This window comes from Streptomyces sp. C1-1 (genome assembly GCF_050214755.1).
In the GTDB taxonomy this organism is placed as follows: Bacteria; Actinomycetota; Actinomycetes; order Streptomycetales; family Streptomycetaceae; genus Streptomyces.
Map to the genome: position 1 here is coordinate 6,947,228 of NZ_CP189826.1, position 17,620 is coordinate 6,964,847.

Below are 17,620 nucleotides of genomic sequence, written 5' to 3' on the forward strand. Positions count from 1 at the left end.
TGCCGGCGATGGTCAGTAGGCGGAGAGGACCCGCTCGTTGAGCCACGCGACCGCCTGTCGGGGAGGCGCGTGAGTGTCGACGCCGATGACGTGAATGGTGCCGAGCCTGCCCCGCGAGCCGTCGACCCGGAGGACGCGATGAGCGTGGCCGCCCGGGTGGGGATGAACGATCACCGCGTTTGGAGCGTCGACGGGGGCGTACCCGACGCTGTAGGTGAGGAGTTGGTGGACGTCGGCGGCGCTGACGCCGTGACGGTCGTAGCGCTTGTACTTGGCGTCCACCGGCAGCAGTGCGCGGTGAGGCCGGTCAGGTGTCGGGAGGCTCAGGAGCAGGTCGGGGCGGAACGTCGAGGTGTTGCCGAGGTCCCCACGGACGGCGATGCCCCTCTCGCCGCTGCTGGGGACGGCGTGTCCGCCGCTCGGGGCGGCGGCCTCGGCGCCGAGGTGCCGTACGACGGCTTCCCAGAGCGCGGGCATCGGCAGCAGAAGGCCGTCCGCAGTACTGCCCAGATCGGTGAGTAGATCGGTGACGCCTCCGCCGCGCAGCAGCAGGCGTGCCCAGGTGTGCGCGGGACGGTAGCGGGCGTTCAGGCGCGTGTACCTGATGCGGTCCAGGGCGCGCAGTGCCGCGTCCGGGGTGGCGGCCCGCGGAAACGCGCCGGCGATCCCGTGCAGGTCGCGAGCCAGTCCAGAGCCGGCCGTCAGCTTGAGCGCGACGCTCAGGGCGGTCCCCAGGACGCGGTTGTCCCAGATGTCGGTCTCGCGGTCGAAGGTGCGTATGTGCAGCTGGTCCAGTTGACCGTATCGACGCGTGGCCTGGGCGGCGAAGTCCAGTCGCCCCCGCAACACCGGTTCCACGCTCTGGTGACGTACGTAGTCGCGGCGCAGTCCCTCGCGCACCAGCTGCTCGCACTGCTCCAGCAGGGCCGCGGCCACGAGGTCGGCGTAGCCTTCCGGGCCGGTGGCCCAGCGTCGTGACGTCGCCCGGACAGGCGTGGGCGCGTCCAGGGCGTAGGCGAGCCAGCTCATGAGCCGGTCGCCCGGGATGGCGAACTTGGGCTCGATGACGATGCGGACGCGGTCGAGGACGAGGACTCCGACGCTCGAGTCCGCCCGCAGCCGCCATCCGGAGCGGTCGGGTCGCAGAGTGAGGTGACCCCCCGCCTGGAGAGCGTGCAGACGATCGACGTCCCGGGACGTGAGCTGTGCGATGTCGAGCGGAACGGACTCGTACTCGCCGAGGCGTACCTCGGTGCGCTCAGGCATCAGGACTCGGCTGACCGCCGCTGAACTCGGCGGCCAGGGCGGTGGAGAGGTCCTGGGGGGACATGAGCGCAGTGCGGCCGGTGTCCGCGTCGACCAGGCTGCCGAGGATGCGGTGGAGCAGGTCGGCACGGCCGAGGCAGTAGTCCTCCAGCAGCGGGATCACCTCGTGGTGGAAGGCCGCGGCGAGGTCGTCCTCCGTGGCGATCGGCGCGCCGTCACGCAGCAGGTAGGCGTGTCCTATCTGGTGGTCGGCGTCGAGGTGCCGGGTGATGCGGGTGTTGAGGGACTCGAAGAACTCCGCCAGGTCCAGCGGGCCGACCGTGCCGGAGACGGCGTCCGGGTCGGGGCCGACGGACACGAAGGCGAAGCGGCGGCGTACGGCCGCGTCGAGGTGGCTGATGCTTCGGTCGGCGGTGTTCATGGTGCCGATGATCCGGATGTTCGGCGGCACGGAGAAGCGCCGACCGCTGACGGACAGGGCGAGGGGCAGGCCGCGCTTGTCGAGTTCGAGAAGCGTGATCAACTCGCCGAAGATCCGGGGCAGGTCACCGCGGTTGATCTCGTCGATGATCAGGAGGTACGTCTGCTCGGGATGTGCCGAGGCCCGGTCGCACAGGGCGTGGAACACCCCGTCGGTGAGGGCGAGTGTGAGCCCGGGGCCCGTGGCGCTCAGATCCGGTTTGAAGCCCTCGACGAAGTCCTCGTAGCCGTAGGAGGGATGGAAGGTCACCAGATGAACCTGCTCGCCGCCCAGCATCTCGGCCTGGACCGCGGAACGTCGGGCCGAATCGGTGTTGATCGCGTCCGCCCGGCCGGCCATGAAGAGGGCGGCACTGAGCGCGAGCCGGGTCTTGCCGGTACCCGGAGGCCCGTGGAGGATCACCTGCCCCTTCCGATCCAGCGCGTCCAGTACGGCCCGCACGTCTTCCGGCGCCAGGTCGGTGGAGGACGGCGCCGCCTGCACGGGCGAGCCGGCCGCCCGATGCGCGGTGAGCCTGGCGAAGAGCGTCGGGTCGACCTTGGCGAACGTGGACCGCCATCCGTGCTGGGGTCCCGACAGCTTCTGCGCGTGGGAGACGTCCCAGTCGACCGGGACCACATGCCGGAACTCCGGCCGTTCGGGATCGAACCGATAGCCCCCGGTGACGGTACCCGTGGCGAGCACCTCGTCCATCCCACGGTTGGCCACCACCCGGTCGCCGGCCTCCAGGTCCCGGAAGGCGAGAAGCCTGCGCGCGGTGGTGAGGCTACGACCGCTGCCACTGGGCCAGTTCGCGTCGAGGGCTTCCTTCAGCTCGGTGTCGGTCTGATACTCACCCAGATCGCGAAGCTCGTCCCACCCCACGCAGATGAACCCGCCGTCGCGGCACTCCTCCCACAGGCGTCCACGCTCACCGGGGGCGATCTTCCAGATCGTGCGCGTCTGCGGACGCGGGTCGAACTCCTGGTAGAGGAAGGTCATCACCTCGTTTCCGGACCAGCCCGCGAACTCCGGCCGCGACCGTACGAGTTCGAGGAGCATCCGGTTGCTGCGCCAGGTCGGTGAGTCGGCGCCCGCAGTGCCGCCCAGCAGTGCGAGGAACTTCCGCAGGTGCCCCGCGGAGTAGACAGGGAGGAAGTGCTCGGGGTAGTAGGTGGCGAGAGTCTTGGTCACCAGCGCGGGCCCGAAGCGAAGGACCTCGAGTTCGTCCACGGCCGCGAAGTCGCCCAGGGACACGGCGGTCAACGCCCGGAGAAACTCGGCCCGGAGACGTTCCCACGCAGCCTGGGGCTCCATCCCGCGCAGGGGCGCCGCCAGCCGCCACTCACCGGAGTTGTGGCGGTACATGATGTGCTTCGCGGCGCTGCCGCCCTTGATGCTGCCCAGGGACTGGGTACCGAACTCCATGAGCCGGCAGTACGTCATCCCGGGCCCGGACTGCTCCAGGCCCAACGCGTAGCGTTCCAGGGGCAGCGTGGGCCACTCCTCCAGAGGGAATTGGGCCAGCACCTGCTTGCGCTCCTGCTCAGCGCCCGCCTCGTCCTTGGCGGCGATGCTCCGGTCGAACCGGGCCGCCGCTTCCCATATCCCCACACCGTCGGTCATGGGGGTCATGATGCCGGAACAGTGGTGGGGGCAGGGGGCGTGGGGCCTTTTGGGTTCGCGTGACCACGTCCGTCCCACCGGCTGGCAGGAGCGCTGCCGCCGCGTGTCATGCTGTGGCGTTCTTCGAAAGGGAGGGTGACATGACCGAGAAGCCGCTGACGCACAAGCAGGCGCTCGCCGCTGTGATCCAGGCGCTGGGTGGCAGCTGGGACACGGAACGTGCCGTACTGGCCCTGCGGGTCGCCGGATACCGGCCGGCGGACGACGAAGCCGCGGGCAAGGAAGCGCGCCGCAACCTGCGCGAGCTCGCCGACGACGGTCTGATCGTGAGGCCGGAGCCGGATCAGGCCGTCTACCGGCTGGCGTAGCGTCATCCCGGCGAGCCAACGCCAACCGTCACGGAGTGACGGGCTCCTGGAAGCCGTTCGCTTCGATGTGGGCGATGGCTGACGGATGGGCGGTCAGCCACTCGCCGCACACTCGCCAGTGATGAACGCTGCCGTCGCGGAACTCGGTGCGCACTTCCGCGACGAGCTTCTTGTCGCACTCGCCGCTCGTGGCCATGGAACAGATGACCTTGTCATGCTGCTCGAACGCCGGAATGTACGGATGGATCGACAGGATCGGTGAGCGCATCTCCCGCGCTGCTGCATGAGACATGGCACGGACAGTAACAACGCGGCTTCGCCGACGCCTTACGTTCCGTGAGACACCCGGTCGAATCGGTCACGACTCGTCCTGATCTCCGACCGCGTCGTACTCGCGCTCTTCGCCTCCCACAAGGAGTCGACGCACCAGGACCTGCTGGACGACGAGGGGCGGGTCCTCGGCAGCGACCTCGTACGGGCGATGGCGCTCGGCCCGCATTCCGGACGCGGAGGTTCCCGCGGCGGAACGACAGCTCGTGCTCAGGAACGTGGTCGACGAAGGACCCGGCGTGCACCGCGAGGAACTGCTGCGGGAGGCCGCCCGTTTCTTCGGGTGGGCGCGGCTCGGAGCCGACATCCGCGATGCGCTGACCGCCGACATCGACGCGTTGACCGCCGCCGGCGACCTGATCGAGTCGGAGGGCGGGCTGATACCGGCGGAGGGTTCTTGATCGGTTGCGGTGGGCTCCCCCTCGAACCTGCTCCCGTACGGGCTGCGGCCGCGCTCGCTCCATGGTCGTGCCCTACGACCTGGTGGGGGCTGACGGGGGCTTGGCGGTCGGCGTCCGGCTCGGGGGCCACGGCGGCTCAGGCGTCGCTACGGCTTCTCGTACGAGATGGAGGGCACGGCGCCGGACTTGGCTCCCGCGCAGAAGTGGGTGACCGAAACCTGGGGCCCTGAGTCCGCGGACGAGGCCGGCGGATCGCCGGCTCTCGCCCATGTCGCCCAGCCAGTGGCGTGACCGGTCGGTCGCGCGGGAGAATGCCGACCGTGACGAAGAACGAGGGCCGCGTCTGCGGCTGCCGGTGCGGTGGCGTTCCCGCCCGCGGAAAGTTCCTGCCAGGCCATGACTCGAAGATCGTGCCGCAGCTCGAAGCGGACCACGGGAGCCTGATCGCCTTCTGGGCTTGGTACGAGAAAGCGATGACCGGCACGTCGCCCGGGCCGCAAGCCGGTTGAAGGACCGACAGACCTGAGGCCCGGGTCGTCCCCATCGGTGAGGCAGAAGCAGTGGTCGCCGTTGCAGTCGCCCACCCAGTACAGCAGGCCCTGGCGCTCGGGGTTGTTGGGGATGGGCGAAGCGCAGGGAGCTGCTGACCCGGACCGCCCCATGTGTCCGAACTCGTGAACGGGATCTGTCATGGTCACCCCTCGCTTCGCCTACATCTGTCGCCCGTTCGCCCAGGGTCTGATCGACAAGACCCGCGCGCTCAACGAGCTGGACTTCAACAAGCACCAGTGAGCCCGACTCAGGGAATCCATCTCCGTCGACGTTCGCAAGCTCTGCGACATGCTCATACCCGATGCCCGACATCCGCAGGTCAGCGTCGCTGCCGCTGAGCAGGCCGCAGCCATCGGGGTCGACCTGCGACAGGAGACGTGGCATTCCCAGACCAGGTTCGATCCCAAGCGAGCGGTGTTCCACTACGAGCACGTGAACCCCGTCAGCCAGATCGCGACCGCCCTGGCCTCCGCTGATTCCGTCGGCGCGATGGTGCAGACCCTCTCTGACGGCTTGCGGCTGGCGTGGATCACCAAGGATGAAGACGCCCGACTCACTGCACTCGGCTACCGTCATAAGCGGCCCGATCCCGACGCCGCGTACGCAGAGGCGGGGGTCGTGCTGCTGCCCCCGCTGCCCGACCCTGTCATGATCGATCCGATGGGGTGAGCCCGAAAGCCGCCACAGGATGATCTCGAAGCGGGGAGGGGTGTCGGCGCTCTTTGAATCTGGCTCCGACCGCGGTTTCGTGAAGCCGCAGGTCAAGCGCCAGGTGTGCCGCACCTGACTCGGCGGCCATCTTGACGCTCTGGGGAGCCGGAGGGGTGGACGGCCGTCAGGGGGCCGTGCGTCGGCCACCCCACGGGACACAGTTCCCCGCGTCGCGCGGTTGCCCTGCCGGCCAGCGCCAACTGCGGTCCCGAACCGCGCTGATGTGACGATGCCCCACGCATTCCGCGTACTTGATCGGCTACGTCACCTGGCGGGGCGCCATCACCCGCGGAGGGCGTTGTCGACGGCAACACCCGTTGCGTCCGGCGGTACGACGCTTCGCCCCACCCCAGCACAAGCGATTCGTCGCCGAAGTCGGCCACGAGCGCGCCGCGCGGACCGCGGCGGGTGCCGCCACAGGGAAGTTGGACGACGCGCCGTTGCCGTCGAGTTGCGGGCGGTGGCCCGGCTGTCCGGGGCGCTTGGAGACCCGTTCCCGCGCCGGCGTCGGCGCCGTTAGCCTGGGGGTATGTCAGAGCGTGTCATGCCCGGTCACACAGACGGCCTGATCACCCTGGGTGCCGCGGACGCTCTGTGGGTCGATCTGACGACCGACAGCGCTGTGCCGACGGCTTCTGGGGCGTTCACCTCCTCTCCTGCCCAGGCCCGGATGGGCTACGTCCTGCTCGGCGGCCATGCGGTGGCGACGGTGAGGGCGAGCGACGGTCGGTGGAGTGTCTCGGAGGGTGAGGTGCGTCGGGCGGCCGCGGCACTGAACGCGGTGGGGATGGACCGGCAGGACCTGGTCCGCATCGGCCCGTTTCGTGGGGCGCCGAGGCAGGCGTGCGACGAGGAAGCGCCGCTGCGCTGGCGCCGGCGCATTACGGGGGAACTGGGGGAACTGGGCGGCCCCGAACGGGCAGCACGACGTGAAGTCGGCCGGCCGTACCATCTGGCGGGGATCGACTGGCGGCAGATACTCGTGGAACAGACCCGCGACGGGACGCACCGTACGTGGTGGCTGCCGCGCGCTGTGGTCAGGCTGCTCGACGCGGCCGAGCACGCCGAAACGCAGGCCCGAGACGCCGGCGACCGGCAGACGACGAACCCCGAAGGCCCCACCGCCACACCGCGCCCGTACGACAAAGAGCTGGAAGGCCAGCTGTACTCGGTGCTCAGCAGGAAGCCCGGTACCTCCCGCAGGGTGGCCGGGTGGGCGTGCGCCGTCTGCCGCGGCGCGCCCGCCACCGTCCTCGACCACTGCCATGAACACGGCTACGTCCGCGCCCCCCTCTGCCAGTCCTGCAACACGCTGGAACGCCCCGACCACCTGTACAGCAACGACATCCGCGTGGCGAACCGCTACACACGCCTCTTCCACACCGACACCGACGACTGGCTTCGCCACTGGCACCGCTGCCCCGGCTGCCGCGCACGCGCCACCCTGCCCCTGCCGCACCTCGCCGCATGGACGGCCCACATAGCCTGCCGATCGCTGCGCCCGACCCACCGCGCCCCCCGCGGGCGCAAGCCCTGCGGTGTCCTGCGCGTGTCCTGGACGGGCAGTCAGAACGCGCCTCGTTCCTGCCTGCTCACCGTCGTTGTGGACTGCTGCCCTTCCGGCGAGCACCGCGTCCTGGCCCGAGTCCCCTACCGCGAAGCCGCCGAGCGGTTTCGCATCTGGTTGGCCGAGACGGCCCCCGCCCTGGCCGCCGCGGCCGGTCCTGACCCCCTGGACGGCCTCCCTGCCCAGTCCCGGCCAGTCATCGCGGACACCAGCGGCGAGGGCCTGGCACTGTTCTGAGCGTGCACCGGGAGCCGACACCCCACCGTCACCCCGCCTCGACACGCTCACCCCGCACGCACGGCGAAATGCACAGAGGCATCGCAGGCCGGTCACGCGCCGTAAGATGCCCGGCCGGAGGTCACGACTCGCCCTCATCTCCCAACTCGTTGACGAGCGGTACGAGTTGTGGGTGGACGGAGAAGCCGGACGCGGGGCCGGGGCCTGCGTCGTATTCGGCCTTCAGGACCCACCGCGTCCGAGGGGCGTGCCGTCCCGTCCCCTCGCGTTCGCCTGCCGGACCGTAGCTCGCGTCGAAGACGACCGCCGGAAGTGAACAGGGAACTCTCGCCGATCTGTTGGCCGGGCCGGGCGTCCCGTGTCAACTGGACCGGTCGCTCACCTCGGCCCAAACGGTCTTGCCGCCCGGCGGATGCGGTTCGGTGCCCCCGCGGTCGGCCAGCGCGCCGACCATGAGCAGACCGCGGCCCGACTCGTTGTCGGTCGCCGAGTTGGTGGGCACGACGGGGAGCTGACCGCCCTTGGCGTCGGTGACCGCGATGCTGAGGAGGCCGGTCGTGGTGTCGAGGGTGAGGGCGAGCCGGAAGTCTCGGCCCTGGACGCGGCCGTGCAGGGCCGCGTTGGCTGCGAGTTCAAGGAATCACGGGCCCTGTTGGAGCGACTCCGAGGAGAGCTATGAGCGCGACGGAACTGGTCTGGTTCAAGTCCAGCCACAGCGGGAGCCAGGGTGACGACTGCGTCGAGGTCGCTGTCACCGAACAGGCCATCTGCGTAAGGGACTCCAAGGACGTGACGCGTCCGCACTTCGCCGTCGGGCGTGAGGGGTGGGCACGGTTCGTGGGGTTCGTGGCGGAGGCCTGAACAGAGCGACGTACGCGGTGACGCTCAGAAGATCTTGCAGAGTGTCATCGCCCGCATGTCGACTTCGCCCGGCGATCCCAGGGCAGAGTTACGGCCTACGTAGATAGTGTCCCAGTTCGTGGTTCCGGCAGGGCACGCGCCGGAGCTGATGAGCAGGCCGCCGGAGAGGTCGGGGCCCGTTGTGTCGGCGTCCGGTATGCCGAAGGTGGCTGGTTCGGCGGATGCGCCGGGCTCTCCCTGGTCGCCCTTGAAGCCACGCTCACCTTGCGGCCCCTGCTCACCTTGGGGTCCTTGCGGTCCCCGTGCCCCTTCTGGTCCCGCCGGGCCCCGCGCGCCGGTCGGGCCTGTCGCGACGAAGTAGGCGCCGGCCACCGCTCCGGCCGCGCCGGACAAGGTGACGACGGCTGCGATCGCGGCTATGCCGATCGCGACGCGACGACGGTTCGTTCTCATGTTCTTTCCTTCGGGGCATTGGCGGTGTCCGGGGCAGCACTGTATGCCGTGAACGCTCGGGCCTGTTCCGTCTTCCTGAGCCGGCCCAGTTCGATGGGGCGCAGGCCGTGGGGCTGCCCGAGGCGTTTGAGGATGGTGTCGAAGTACGGCACAGGCGTGTGCTCGGAGGCAACCACGAGGGAGGAGAGCTGCACCCCGTAGGTGGGCGGGCTGTCGACCGCTACGAGGATCGCTTCCCTGGCCCGGTCGGTGAGGTCCGCCGGCTTGAGTCCGGCGGCAGCGGCGAGCGTGTGCCAGCCCACGCAGTCGTGACGCCGGGCGGCCTCGATCAGTGCACGCCGCACGGCTACGACCACGGCTCCCTTGGTGGTCCCGAGCTTGGACCAGCGCACGCGGTCCTCCTCAGCGGGAGCGGTGCCGGCAACGGGTACGGCTTGTGTGCCCCGCGCGCAGGCACGGGCCCACGGCGGACCGCCATGCCGCCCCCAGGGCCGGGATGGCAGCGTCGGGCGTCCTGCCCAACTCCGTCGGCACGTCGCCGAAGGACGCGACTGTCAGGCGCGGGCCTGGACGATGAGCGTGCCGATGTGCCCGACTTTCGGGGCCTCCACCACCGTCGCCTCCGCGGACGTGAAACCGGCTCGGAGCAGGTGCCGTTCCCACACTGCGGGCTTGTAGCTGTACCGGTACGTGAACATGGCCTTCCCCGCGAACCCGCCCTTGTACATGCCCTGCGGCCCGTAGGCGCCCGGGATGGCCGGCGGCTGGGAGAACACGAAGACTCCGCCCGGTACGAGGTGCTTGCGGACGAGGGGGAAGAGGCGGGACGGGTCGGTGAACCAGGCCGCGCCGAAGACGGAGTACACGGCGTCGTACTGCCTCTCGTCGGCGGCGAGCCAACCGAGGATCTCTCCCCGCTCGATCCGCACCCCGAGCGGCGCCCACTTCTGGCCCGCGAGCGCCACCATGCGTGGCGACAGATCGACCCCGGTGGCCTTGACGCCTTGTTGTGCGAGGTGGGCGAGGGCGCGGCCGGTGCCGCATCCGATCTCCAGCACGGTCTCCGGGCTGCCGAGGAGTTCGGGCCCGGGGCCGTGGCCGGCGTACTGGGTCCAGCAGAATGACGGCTCGGCGTCGTCCTTGAACGCGGACTCGGCGTAGTCGTCCCACAGTTCGGTCTCGGCGGCGATGTCGTGCGGTACGGGCACAGCTGTTCCTCTGGTCGTCGGGATGCGGCCGCCCCCGCCCTCGGGGAACCGTGAGGGCGGGGGCGACTGTAGCCGGGGTCAGTGGCTGTCGGGGACCTTGTCGTCGCACGGCGAGCAGTCCGTGCCGTCGATGGCCCACAGCTCCTTGTCGATCACCCAGCCCTGGGAGCGGAGGAAGTCGCCGGTGCGCAGGCACAGGCCGTCGCGGCGGCGCTCGATGAACGGTGCGTGGTGCTTGAACCGGCCGCCGTTGTAGAGGCGGCAGATGCCCCACCAGACGGGCGTGTCGAGGATGAGCTGGTGCACGCCGATGTCGACGAGCTTACCGACACCCAGGTGGACATCGGGGTTTTCGATGGAGCCCATGACGTACATGACGGCGTTGCCGAGGATCCGTTCGGCCATGTCGCGGACCATGGTGTGGTCGCGCAGGAGCAGGGAGACCTCGCGGTCCCACAGGCTCATGCCGGAGCCGAACACGTTGACGGTCAACTCGGTGATGTGCGGCGCGACCGCGTTGAGAAGCTCCTTCGGGTCCCGCATGAACGTCCTGGCGGGCGGTTCGAGTGTGACGGTCATTGACCTGCCCTTCTGGGGTGTCGTTGCCGTGCTGTGTGGTGCAACCCGCCCCGGTTGCTCGACCTCTCCAGGGTCAGGGAGCCAGGCGGGCGTTCGGGGGAGTCACGAGGCCGGCAGGGTCACCGCCCGCCGAGGTTCTCGTAGTGGTCGCACAGGGCGACCACGGAGCGGGCCAGCTTCATCGACACGGACATGCGCACAGGGCTGCTGCCGCCGGCACCCGGCCGGAGCCGCGTGCTTGCTTCACGCGCACCGGCCAGGGCGCACTCGCGCGGGATGTCCCCCTTCGGGAACCCGGCTGCGAGGCCCTGGACGGCGGGGATGAGCAGTTCGAGCTGGCCGCGCATGGCGATCCGGAGCGTCTCCAGGTCCTCGGGGCCGATGGGCTTCGCGTCGAAGGCGAGGATCCGGTCGGCGGCGGAGCGCATGGTGGCGATGTCCGGCGGGTCGTCGCGGTCTGCCGCAGCGGGGTGGCGGGCGGTGCGGTTCGGCACGTCGACTCCTTCACAGTCGGCCATGCCCGGGGCCGTTCGCGAGGCCGCCGGATTCCGTCGTCTGCCCCGACCGTAGGAAACACTCCATTGGCCAGGCCACAGAATTGCATTGAATTACATGCCAGTTCGAGGGTGCTGGTCGTGACCGACATGTGCTCTTGACCACGGGACACGTGCGCATGATGGTGGTGTAAATCGCTGCAACCGACCAGCGCGGGAGACCAGCCACCATGAACATCGAGTTCGTCGGGATCGACCCCGAGACAGACGAGGACGGATGCCCCACAGTCTGGGTGGACACCAGCACGGACGATCTGCTGATCCAGAGCTACCAGGCCGACGACGAGACGACCGCGACATGCGACGCGTTGTCCCCGGCGAGGGCGCCGATCCCGTCCGGCGAGACCGTCATCAGGATCCCGGCCCGCATGATCCCGATCATCAGGAAGGCGTGCGATGAGCTCGATCCCGGAGTTCGCTGAACTCCTCGCCGACACCAGGCAGTCGGCCGCCCATCTGGAGATGCGGGACGCCTACTTCACCAACCCCCGCTTCGAAGCCTGGCAGGACGGCCAACGCGTCGACTGGGACGACCGGGGTTCCTGGTGGCGTCCCTACCACCAGAACATCACGGACGCTGTCGCCCGCGGCGTGCACGTGCGGCGCGTCAGGATCGTGTCCGAGCCGGTCACCGAGTACATCGCGTGGGAGCACTACCAGACCCGCGCCAACGTGGAGGCCGGCGAGGAGGTGCGCTGGCTCCCCCGGAACCGCGCGTGGGACCTGCTCGTCCCGGGCACCGACCTGTGGATCTTCGACGGGCGGCTGATGCGGATCCACCACTTCTCCGGCGACGGCGAATGGGTCGACAAGGAACTCTGCGACGAGCGCAGCACGGTCTCCCAGCACGCGGCCGCATATGAGCGGATCTGGGAACGGGCCACCCCCCACGACCAGTACGAGGTCAAGGTCAAGTAACCGTCCATGTCAACATTCCCCACGTCCAGCGTGCAGGAAGCACGCGCAGCTCTTGCGGCCCGGCTGCGGGAGCTGCGCCTGGATGCGGGCATCACCGGCAAGGAACTCGCCCGTCTCGCGGGCTGGTCCGTCGCCAAGTCGTCGAGGATCGAGAACGCTGTCACCGCGCCGGCCGACGACGACATCCGCGTCTGGTGCGCGGCCTGCGGCGCGCACGACCAGGCGGACGACCTCATCGCGGCCAACCGGCAAGCCGACTCCATGTACCTGCAGTGGAAGCGGCTCCAGCGGACGGGCATGAAGCAGTTGGCGGAGACCTCGGCCAAGCTGTACGAGCGCACCCGCCAGTTCCGCGTGTACGCCTCCCACGTCGTGCCCGGCTATCTGCAGACACCCGGCTACGCGACGGCGCTGATGCGCACGATCGCGGACTTCCGCGGCACCCCGGACGACGTGGCCGAGGCGGTCGAGGTCCGCATGCGCCGCGCGCGCGTCATCCACGAGGGAGACCACCGGTTCGCGACCCTGGTCGAGGAGAACGTCCTCCATCACCGGGTCGGCGACCAGGACGTGATGGCCGGCCAGCTCGGCAACCTGCTGGCCGCGATGTCTCTGCCGTCCATGTCGCTCGGCATCATCCCGGCCGCGGCCGCGCGGGAGGCGGTCATGTGGCCGCTGGAGCAGTTCACGGTGTTCGACGACTCGCGGATCCATGTGGAGTTGCTCGCCGCGAAGGTGACCGTCACGGCGCCGGGCGAACTCGACATGTACCTGCGGGCGTTCGCCCGGCTCACGGAACTGGCCGTGTACGGCGCTGATGCTCGGGCCCTGATCACGAAGGCCATCGACACCCTGAGCTGACGCCGGCCGTGCGGAAGCGCCCAGACGGCCTTTCACCGGCGTGCTGGGCGCACTTGCGTCAAGCCGCTGGTATGTCTGGCAGAGGGGTCAGGGAGCTGCGAAAGCCCTCCGGCACTCGGTGTCGGCGACGAGGCCGGACTGGCTGACGGCGGTCGAATCCTTGGGAGACAACCCCCTCGGCGCCAGGCTGATCCCCCTCTGCCAGCCTTGGGCACGTGTCCGGCGACCGCGCCGGGTCAGTGGAGGTCGGGTCCGCTCGTCTCTGCCATCTCGTCGAGCAGGCGCATTCCAGTGTGGGCGGTTCGTACGGTGCGTCAGCGTACGGACACATTCTGTGGACAGTACGCGAGGTCTTCCGTCACGCTGGGTGTCGTCAGGTGTGGGGCGAGAGACAGTGCGTGGTGCGTGTACGGAACGGGGAGGTGGCCGCGTATGACGGGCGGCATCGACATCTTGACCGACGGCGGCGGGGAGCCGGTCGGCGGTGAGCCGGATCGTGAACCCGATCCCTCGGACAGTCTGCGGACGTTCGGGGCGGTGGCCCAGGCGCTGCGCGAGCACGCGGGGTACAGCAGGGCCGAGTTCGCAGAGCTGGTGCGGTACTCCAAACACACCGTCGCATCCGTGGAGTTGGGGCGGCGGCTGGCGGACGAGGCGTATGTGGAACGGTCCGAGGAGCTGCTGGGGAACACGGGGGCGTTACGGAAGTCGGCGAAGTACGTGACGCGGGGGCGGGGGGATGTGGGACTGGCGGCGTGGTTCCGGCAGTGGGCCCGGCTGGAGCGGGTGGCGGTGAGCCTGTACACGTACGAGTGCCGGTTGGTGCCGGGGTTGTTGCAGTCAGAGGGGTATGCGCGGGCCCTGTTCGAGAACCGGCTGCCGCTGCTGACCGAGGAGCAGACGGAGGCCCAGATCGAGGCGCGGCTGGAGCGGCAGCGGATGCTGCGCGAGCGGCCGACGGTCCCGTTTCACTTCATCGTGGAGGAGTCCGTCTTCCGGCGCAGGCTCGGGGGTCGTGATGTGCTGCGGGGACAGTTGGACCTCGTGCTGGAGCTGACGGCGCCTCCCAACGTGTTGCTCCAAGTCATGCCGACCGAGGCTGAGTTCCATGCCTGTATGGACGGTCCGGTACAGCTCCTTGAGACACCGGAAGGGCGACAGCTGGCGTACTCCGAAGGGCAGGAGAACGGCCGGTTGATCTCCGACCGCAAAGAGGTGCGCACCCTCCAGCAGCGCTATGACACACTGCGCTCGCAGGCCCTGAACCCCCAAGACTCGCGGGGCCTACTGGAGCGACTGCGAGGAGAATTATGAGCACGACGGAACTCGCCTGGTTCAAGTCCAGCTACAGCGGCAGCTCGGGTGACAGCTGCGTTGAGGTCGCTGTCACCGAGCAGGCCATATGTGTGCGGGACTCCAAGGACGTGACTCGCCCGCACTTCGCCGTGGGACGAGATCACTGGACGGAGTTCGTGGCATTCGTGGGCTTCGTGACCGAGGCCTGACCTCTGCCGCGCCCGTCAGGTCAGGGTGTTGCGCAGGTGGGGGCCGAGATACCCCACGTACACCAGGCCTGTCTGCGGTCCGTCGTCGTAGAAGTGCAGGCGCGGGGCGATGGTGTTGCCCGAGCCGATGCGCAGGTGCGCCTGCATGAAGACCTCGCCGGCGGGGTCCACCGACTTGGGTACGGGGAGCATGCGTTCCCGGCGGAGCTTGTCCTTGCGGGCGACGGTGTCCGACTCTCGCATCGCGACCTTGGCCGCCGGGAACGGGTAGGCGTGTGACTTCTCGCTCTTGCACCAGCTGAGGAAGTCGCCGCCTGCGGTGCCGTCCGCCGAGGCCTTGGCGAAGTGGTTCAGGGCGAGGAGAGCATCCCAGGCGACGTGGAGCCAGTTGTCCACGGACTGGCTGTCGAGGTCGCAGGTGATCTTCTGCTTGCCGGTGAAGGAGAGGTGCGGGAGTTCACCGAGGCGGTCGAGCAGGTCGGAGAAGGTTTCCGGGTAGACGATGTCGGGAGCTGGGGGCTCGGCGTTGGCGGCTCCGAACTCGCCGGCATTCCTGAGCTGTTCCTGCAGGAAGCGGACGCGGCGCTGGACGGCCTGGAACTGCTCGTACAACTCCTCGTTCTCGCCGAGGAGTTCGTTCGCGGTGCGGTCCGCCTTCTCCAGGTCCGCGTTGAGTCCGCTGATCTCTTGCGTCCGGGTCGCCTCGATCTGTTCGGCCTCGTCGAGGAGCGCGTTGAGGGTCTTGTTCTCGACGGTCAGCTTGTCGATGTCGGAGCCGTGGGCCTGCTGGCGCGGTCTGGTGCGCTGGATGGGCAACGAAGCGAGGGCGCCGGGCAACTGCTGTCGCAGTGCGAGGCGTTGGGGGAGGACGGCGAGGGTTTTCGCGGCGCGGTGTTCGTCCGCCTCAAGGGTTCGCCGTGACATCACCGGGTGGCGTTGGGCGTCCGGCTTCCAGGCGGGGTCTATGCCGGGGAGGTAGGTGCGGATGCCACCGCCGAACACCGGGTGGAATTCGAGAGCTCCGTTGAAGGCGGGTTGGGCCTCGGGCGAGAGGACGTAGAGGATGGCGAGGCCGGAGAGGTACTTGTAGGCGGTCTCCACTGTGGTCTCGGCGTAGGTGTCGGCGTCGGCGCCGTGCGGGACGGTGGCGACCACGATGGGGAGGCGGCGCTGCTCGTCGCAGAGTTCTTCGATGACCTCCTGGACATCCTCCGGCTCGATGAAGCTGGGCTTCGACTTCACCTCGGCGAGGCCGTCTCTGGCGTCGAGGGAATCGAGGAGCAGGCGTGCGATGCCGGGGGTGTTGGCGCGGGTCGGTGGTCTGTCGGGAGACGTCGGCATGTGCTCGATGTCGACCTGGAGCCAGGTGCGGTCCTCGGGGTCCCGATGGTCCCGCCGGATGGTGAGCGTGGACTGCCAGGTCCCGACCTGCGGGGACGGAGTCTCGCGCATGCGCCAGCGAGTGTAGGCGCCACGAAGGCCTGACGCCGAGTCACGGTCGAGCGTGACGTTCACGGCTATGTCGTTGCGGCCCTCGTCCAGCGCGGACGTGTCGTAGCGCTTCTGTTCCAGCCAGGCGTACAACTGGCGTTCCGTGAGGGCGGAGGTGGTCACGTAGTCCTGCGGGGTCGATACGACCATGCGGTAGCCGCGGGGTTCCATCGGCTGTCCCTTCGATGTGGCCGGTCGACGCTGACCGGCCGCCCGGTTGTCTCTTGGAGGGGGCGTGGATCGGCTTTCGGGGTGGCGGGGACGTGGCCTGGACGTGGGGTGAGGGTGCAGTCCTCGCCTTCGGCGAGCGGGATCGCCGGGGTGAGGCCGACGGCGGCCATGCCCTCGGCCTCGGCGACGTTCAGTTCCTTCGTGCGGTAGGCGCCGTCCTCGGCCCTGTCCCCACGGCGGTGCGAGGAGTGGTCGCGGATCGCGGGGTTCGCGGTGCGGCCTGAGCCATGTTCGTCCCAGCCGTCGCGTGATGACCTCACCGCCGGGACACCGGGTCAGCGGAGGTCGGGTCCGCCTGCCTCAACTATCTCGTCGAGCAGGCTGATCGCTTCGTCGGCATCGTCCGGGACGTCCGGGCCGGTGTCGGAGAACGACGCGGATGCCTCCTCGTCAGCGAGATGCGGGTACTTCTCCAGGAGGAACCGCCGCCGGTATGCCATGTCGGCGGCGTCGACGACTCCCTCCAGAGTGGTCCAGTTGAGGGTGCCTCCCATGACGATCCCGAACGCGGGTACGGCCTTGCCGAGTCCCTTCTTGGTGAGGCGGAAGCCGAACGCCTTCGCGAACTGCTGGGAAACCTTGGTGATAAACGCGTCGTTCAGGACGTCCCACGCCTTGCCGCGAAAAAGTGCCTGGGTGAGCCGCGAGAGGTCGGCCATCGCGGCGTTCTTGGCGGTGGCCGAACTCGCCGTCCCGACGTTTACGACAGACATCACGAAAAGCTTCTCGGCAGGCTCTTCGGGGTCGTAGCCATAAAACAGCGAGACGTGGCCGACGGCGCGGGACGCGAGTCCGAGGACGGCCGCGGTATCGGCGGCGAAAGCGCCCGCGATCGCACCTCCCGAAGGCGCTGACGCGGCACCGGCCGAGGCGGCGATGACGAGTTCTCCGCCGGAGATCACCAGCCCCGCACCCGCTCCCGAGAGCGCCGCGGCGGCCGGGTAGTACCAACTCGCCCCGCGTCCACGGACAGCGTCTATCTGCTTGAGGTCGAGGCGGCGCAGGTCGGAGAGCGACGCGACGTCGTGCCCGCGCTTCGTGTGCAGCGCCACCACACGTTTGGAGGAGAGTCCCGCTCGTGAGACCCGCCCCACCGTCTGGCGTATGGACTGAAAGGCAGTGCCGCTCCAGTCCGGCAGGGCGTCGGCGGCTCCGCGCGCGCCGGCGCCGACCTTCTGAGCGCCCTTGGCGACGATGTCCTGTCCACGCGAAAACGCCGACTTCGCCCGGGGGTGGTTCTCCAGTTGCTTCGCGGCACGCTTCCCGAGTGCCGAGACGCCGTTCGCCACCTGCTCGCCGGCGTTGCTCATCGCTCGGGACAGGGGGCGGCCCTTGAACTGCTGAATGGCACGCCATGCGTCGAGCTCGTAGTCCGAGGGCAGCTGACCGGACTGCTGCCCATCCTGCGGGTTACTCATGGTCCGTGGCGCTCCTGTCTCCA

At 69.2% G+C, this 17,620-nt stretch carries 21 protein-coding genes and 1 pseudogene; 11 read left to right on the forward strand and 11 right to left on the reverse strand.

Going from position 1 to position 17,620, the window contains the following annotated elements; genetic code table 11:
- Positions 1 to 12: 12 nt before the first annotated feature.
- Entirely contained in the window at positions 13 to 1,266 is a 1,254-nt protein-coding gene (locus tag ACQF4J_RS31610) for an McrC family protein (RefSeq protein ID WP_427167341.1), read from the reverse strand.
- Entirely contained in the window at positions 1,259 to 3,352 is a 2,094-nt protein-coding gene (locus ACQF4J_RS31615) for an AAA family ATPase (RefSeq protein WP_427167342.1), read from the reverse strand. Before ACQF4J_RS31615 ends, ACQF4J_RS31610 begins: the two co-directional genes overlap by 8 nt.
- A 140-nt stretch (positions 3,353 to 3,492) precedes the next feature.
- On the opposite strand from ACQF4J_RS31615, the gene ACQF4J_RS31620 reads away from it, so the two are divergent.
- Positions 3,493 to 3,720: a hypothetical protein gene (locus ACQF4J_RS31620; protein WP_362714149.1), complete on the forward strand. Its 228-nt coding sequence runs from the start codon at positions 3,493 to 3,495 to the stop codon at positions 3,718 to 3,720.
- Positions 3,721 to 3,748: 28 nt separating this feature from the next.
- Here the strand turns inward: ACQF4J_RS31620 and ACQF4J_RS31625 are convergent, their stop codons facing one another.
- Positions 3,749 to 3,988, reverse strand: coding sequence for a hypothetical protein (locus ACQF4J_RS31625; protein ID WP_427167343.1), 240 nt, complete (start codon positions 3,986 to 3,988; stop codon positions 3,749 to 3,751).
- A 268-nt stretch (positions 3,989 to 4,256) separates the two neighbouring features.
- Here ACQF4J_RS31625 and ACQF4J_RS31630 point away from each other — a divergent pair, with 268 nt between their 5' ends.
- The 4 genes from ACQF4J_RS31630 to ACQF4J_RS31645 all read left to right on the forward strand — a co-directional run bounded on the left by ACQF4J_RS31630 (position 4,257) and on the right by ACQF4J_RS31645 (position 7,518).
- Entirely contained in the window at positions 4,257 to 4,451 is a 195-nt protein-coding gene (locus tag ACQF4J_RS31630) for a hypothetical protein (protein WP_427167344.1), read from the forward strand.
- A gap of 320 nt (positions 4,452 to 4,771) precedes the next feature.
- A complete protein-coding gene (locus ACQF4J_RS31635) occupies positions 4,772 to 4,960 on the forward strand; it encodes a hypothetical protein (protein ID WP_427167345.1) in 189 nt (62 codons plus the stop codon).
- A gap of 331 nt (positions 4,961 to 5,291) precedes the next feature.
- Positions 5,292 to 5,672, forward strand: coding sequence for a hypothetical protein (locus tag ACQF4J_RS31640; RefSeq protein ID WP_427167346.1), 381 nt, complete (start codon positions 5,292 to 5,294; stop codon positions 5,670 to 5,672).
- A gap of 571 nt (positions 5,673 to 6,243) precedes the next feature.
- Positions 6,244 to 7,518: an endonuclease domain-containing protein gene (locus ACQF4J_RS31645; protein WP_427167347.1), complete on the forward strand. Its 1,275-nt coding sequence runs from the start codon at positions 6,244 to 6,246 to the stop codon at positions 7,516 to 7,518.
- A 361-nt stretch (positions 7,519 to 7,879) separates the two neighbouring features.
- Here ACQF4J_RS31645 and ACQF4J_RS31650 read toward each other — a convergent pair.
- Positions 7,880 to 8,152: pseudogene (locus tag ACQF4J_RS31650) on the reverse strand (ATP-binding protein); the annotation flags it as partial.
- A gap of 41 nt (positions 8,153 to 8,193) precedes the next feature.
- Here ACQF4J_RS31650 and ACQF4J_RS31655 point away from each other — a divergent pair.
- Positions 8,194 to 8,379: a DUF397 domain-containing protein gene (locus tag ACQF4J_RS31655; protein ID WP_427167348.1), complete on the forward strand. Its 186-nt coding sequence runs from the start codon at positions 8,194 to 8,196 to the stop codon at positions 8,377 to 8,379.
- Between the two features lie 24 nt (positions 8,380 to 8,403).
- Here ACQF4J_RS31655 and ACQF4J_RS31660 read toward each other — a convergent pair whose 3' ends face one another.
- From ACQF4J_RS31660 to ACQF4J_RS31680, 5 genes are all read right to left on the reverse strand, one after another.
- Complete coding sequence (locus ACQF4J_RS31660; protein ID WP_427167349.1) at positions 8,404 to 8,832, reverse strand: hypothetical protein; 429 nt, start codon at positions 8,830 to 8,832, stop codon at positions 8,404 to 8,406.
- On the reverse strand, positions 8,829 to 9,224 hold the full coding sequence (locus ACQF4J_RS31665; RefSeq protein ID WP_427167350.1) for a hypothetical protein: 396 nt from the start codon (positions 9,222 to 9,224) through the stop codon (positions 8,829 to 8,831). Before ACQF4J_RS31665 ends, ACQF4J_RS31660 begins: the two co-directional genes overlap by 4 nt.
- A 162-nt stretch (positions 9,225 to 9,386) precedes the next feature.
- Positions 9,387 to 10,040 (reverse strand): class I SAM-dependent DNA methyltransferase, encoded by a 654-nt coding sequence (locus tag ACQF4J_RS31670; RefSeq protein WP_427167351.1) that lies wholly within the window; start codon positions 10,038 to 10,040, stop codon positions 9,387 to 9,389.
- Positions 10,041 to 10,118: 78 nt separating this feature from the next.
- Positions 10,119 to 10,619: a hypothetical protein gene (locus ACQF4J_RS31675; protein WP_427167352.1), complete on the reverse strand. Its 501-nt coding sequence runs from the start codon at positions 10,617 to 10,619 to the stop codon at positions 10,119 to 10,121.
- Positions 10,620 to 10,738: 119 nt separating this feature from the next.
- Complete coding sequence (locus ACQF4J_RS31680; RefSeq protein WP_427167353.1) at positions 10,739 to 11,113, reverse strand: DUF6415 family natural product biosynthesis protein; 375 nt, start codon at positions 11,111 to 11,113, stop codon at positions 10,739 to 10,741.
- 230 nt (positions 11,114 to 11,343) lie between these two features.
- Between ACQF4J_RS31680 and ACQF4J_RS31685 the strand changes: the two genes are divergently transcribed.
- From ACQF4J_RS31685 to ACQF4J_RS31705, 5 genes are all read left to right on the forward strand, one after another.
- Positions 11,344 to 11,595 carry a hypothetical protein gene (locus ACQF4J_RS31685; RefSeq protein ID WP_012999487.1) on the forward strand — a complete coding sequence of 84 codons (252 nt, stop codon included), beginning with the start codon at positions 11,344 to 11,346 and terminating at the stop codon, positions 11,593 to 11,595.
- Positions 11,570 to 12,091: a DUF6879 family protein gene (locus ACQF4J_RS31690; protein WP_427167354.1), complete on the forward strand. Its 522-nt coding sequence runs from the start codon at positions 11,570 to 11,572 to the stop codon at positions 12,089 to 12,091. The genes ACQF4J_RS31685 and ACQF4J_RS31690 overlap by 26 nt, the downstream gene beginning before the upstream one ends.
- Before the next feature lie 6 nt (positions 12,092 to 12,097).
- Positions 12,098 to 12,952, forward strand: a complete 855-nt coding sequence (locus tag ACQF4J_RS31695) for a helix-turn-helix domain-containing protein (RefSeq protein ID WP_427167355.1) — start codon at positions 12,098 to 12,100, stop codon at positions 12,950 to 12,952.
- A 432-nt stretch (positions 12,953 to 13,384) separates the two neighbouring features.
- The gene (locus ACQF4J_RS31700) at positions 13,385 to 14,266 is read left to right on the forward strand and encodes a helix-turn-helix domain-containing protein (protein ID WP_427167356.1); all 882 of its coding nucleotides are present in this window, start codon (positions 13,385 to 13,387) and stop codon (positions 14,264 to 14,266) included.
- Positions 14,263 to 14,457: a DUF397 domain-containing protein gene (locus tag ACQF4J_RS31705; protein WP_427167357.1), complete on the forward strand. Its 195-nt coding sequence runs from the start codon at positions 14,263 to 14,265 to the stop codon at positions 14,455 to 14,457. Before ACQF4J_RS31700 ends, ACQF4J_RS31705 begins: the two co-directional genes overlap by 4 nt.
- 15 nt (positions 14,458 to 14,472) lie before the next feature.
- On the opposite strand, the gene ACQF4J_RS31710 is transcribed toward ACQF4J_RS31705, so the two are convergent.
- Positions 14,473 to 16,119, reverse strand: a complete 1,647-nt coding sequence (locus ACQF4J_RS31710; protein ID WP_427167358.1) for a hypothetical protein — start codon at positions 16,117 to 16,119, stop codon at positions 14,473 to 14,475.
- Between the two features lie 335 nt (positions 16,120 to 16,454).
- A complete protein-coding gene (locus ACQF4J_RS31715) occupies positions 16,455 to 17,597 on the reverse strand; it encodes an EcsC family protein (RefSeq protein ID WP_427167359.1) in 1,143 nt (380 codons plus the stop codon).
- Positions 17,598 to 17,620: the final 23 nt, after the last annotated feature.

Coding starts and splice junctions, on each gene's coding strand:
- ACQF4J_RS31660 (WP_427167349.1), bottom strand. CDS start 8,832: ATGAGAACGAACCGTCGTCGCGTCGCGATCGGCATAGCCGCGATCGCA.
- ACQF4J_RS31640 (WP_427167346.1), top strand. CDS start 5,292: ATGCTCATACCCGATGCCCGACATCCGCAGGTCAGCGTCGCTGCCGCT.
- ACQF4J_RS31675 (WP_427167352.1), bottom strand. CDS start 10,619: ATGACCGTCACACTCGAACCGCCCGCCAGGACGTTCATGCGGGACCCG.
- ACQF4J_RS31710 (WP_427167358.1), bottom strand. CDS start 16,119: ATGGAACCCCGCGGCTACCGCATGGTCGTATCGACCCCGCAGGACTAC.
- ACQF4J_RS31610 (WP_427167341.1), bottom strand. CDS start 1,266: ATGCCTGAGCGCACCGAGGTACGCCTCGGCGAGTACGAGTCCGTTCCG.
- ACQF4J_RS31705 (WP_427167357.1), top strand. CDS start 14,263: ATGAGCACGACGGAACTCGCCTGGTTCAAGTCCAGCTACAGCGGCAGC.
- ACQF4J_RS31645 (WP_427167347.1), top strand. CDS start 6,244: ATGTCAGAGCGTGTCATGCCCGGTCACACAGACGGCCTGATCACCCTG.
- ACQF4J_RS31695 (WP_427167355.1), top strand. CDS start 12,098: ATGTCAACATTCCCCACGTCCAGCGTGCAGGAAGCACGCGCAGCTCTT.
- ACQF4J_RS31685 (WP_012999487.1), top strand. CDS start 11,344: ATGAACATCGAGTTCGTCGGGATCGACCCCGAGACAGACGAGGACGGA.
- ACQF4J_RS31700 (WP_427167356.1), top strand. CDS start 13,385: ATGACGGGCGGCATCGACATCTTGACCGACGGCGGCGGGGAGCCGGTC.
- ACQF4J_RS31615 (WP_427167342.1), bottom strand. CDS start 3,352: ATGACCGACGGTGTGGGGATATGGGAAGCGGCGGCCCGGTTCGACCGG.
- ACQF4J_RS31715 (WP_427167359.1), bottom strand. CDS start 17,597: ATGAGTAACCCGCAGGATGGGCAGCAGTCCGGTCAGCTGCCCTCGGAC.
- ACQF4J_RS31625 (WP_427167343.1), bottom strand. CDS start 3,988: ATGCGCTCACCGATCCTGTCGATCCATCCGTACATTCCGGCGTTCGAG.
- ACQF4J_RS31655 (WP_427167348.1), top strand. CDS start 8,194: ATGAGCGCGACGGAACTGGTCTGGTTCAAGTCCAGCCACAGCGGGAGC.
- ACQF4J_RS31620 (WP_362714149.1), top strand. CDS start 3,493: ATGACCGAGAAGCCGCTGACGCACAAGCAGGCGCTCGCCGCTGTGATC.
- ACQF4J_RS31690 (WP_427167354.1), top strand. CDS start 11,570: ATGAGCTCGATCCCGGAGTTCGCTGAACTCCTCGCCGACACCAGGCAG.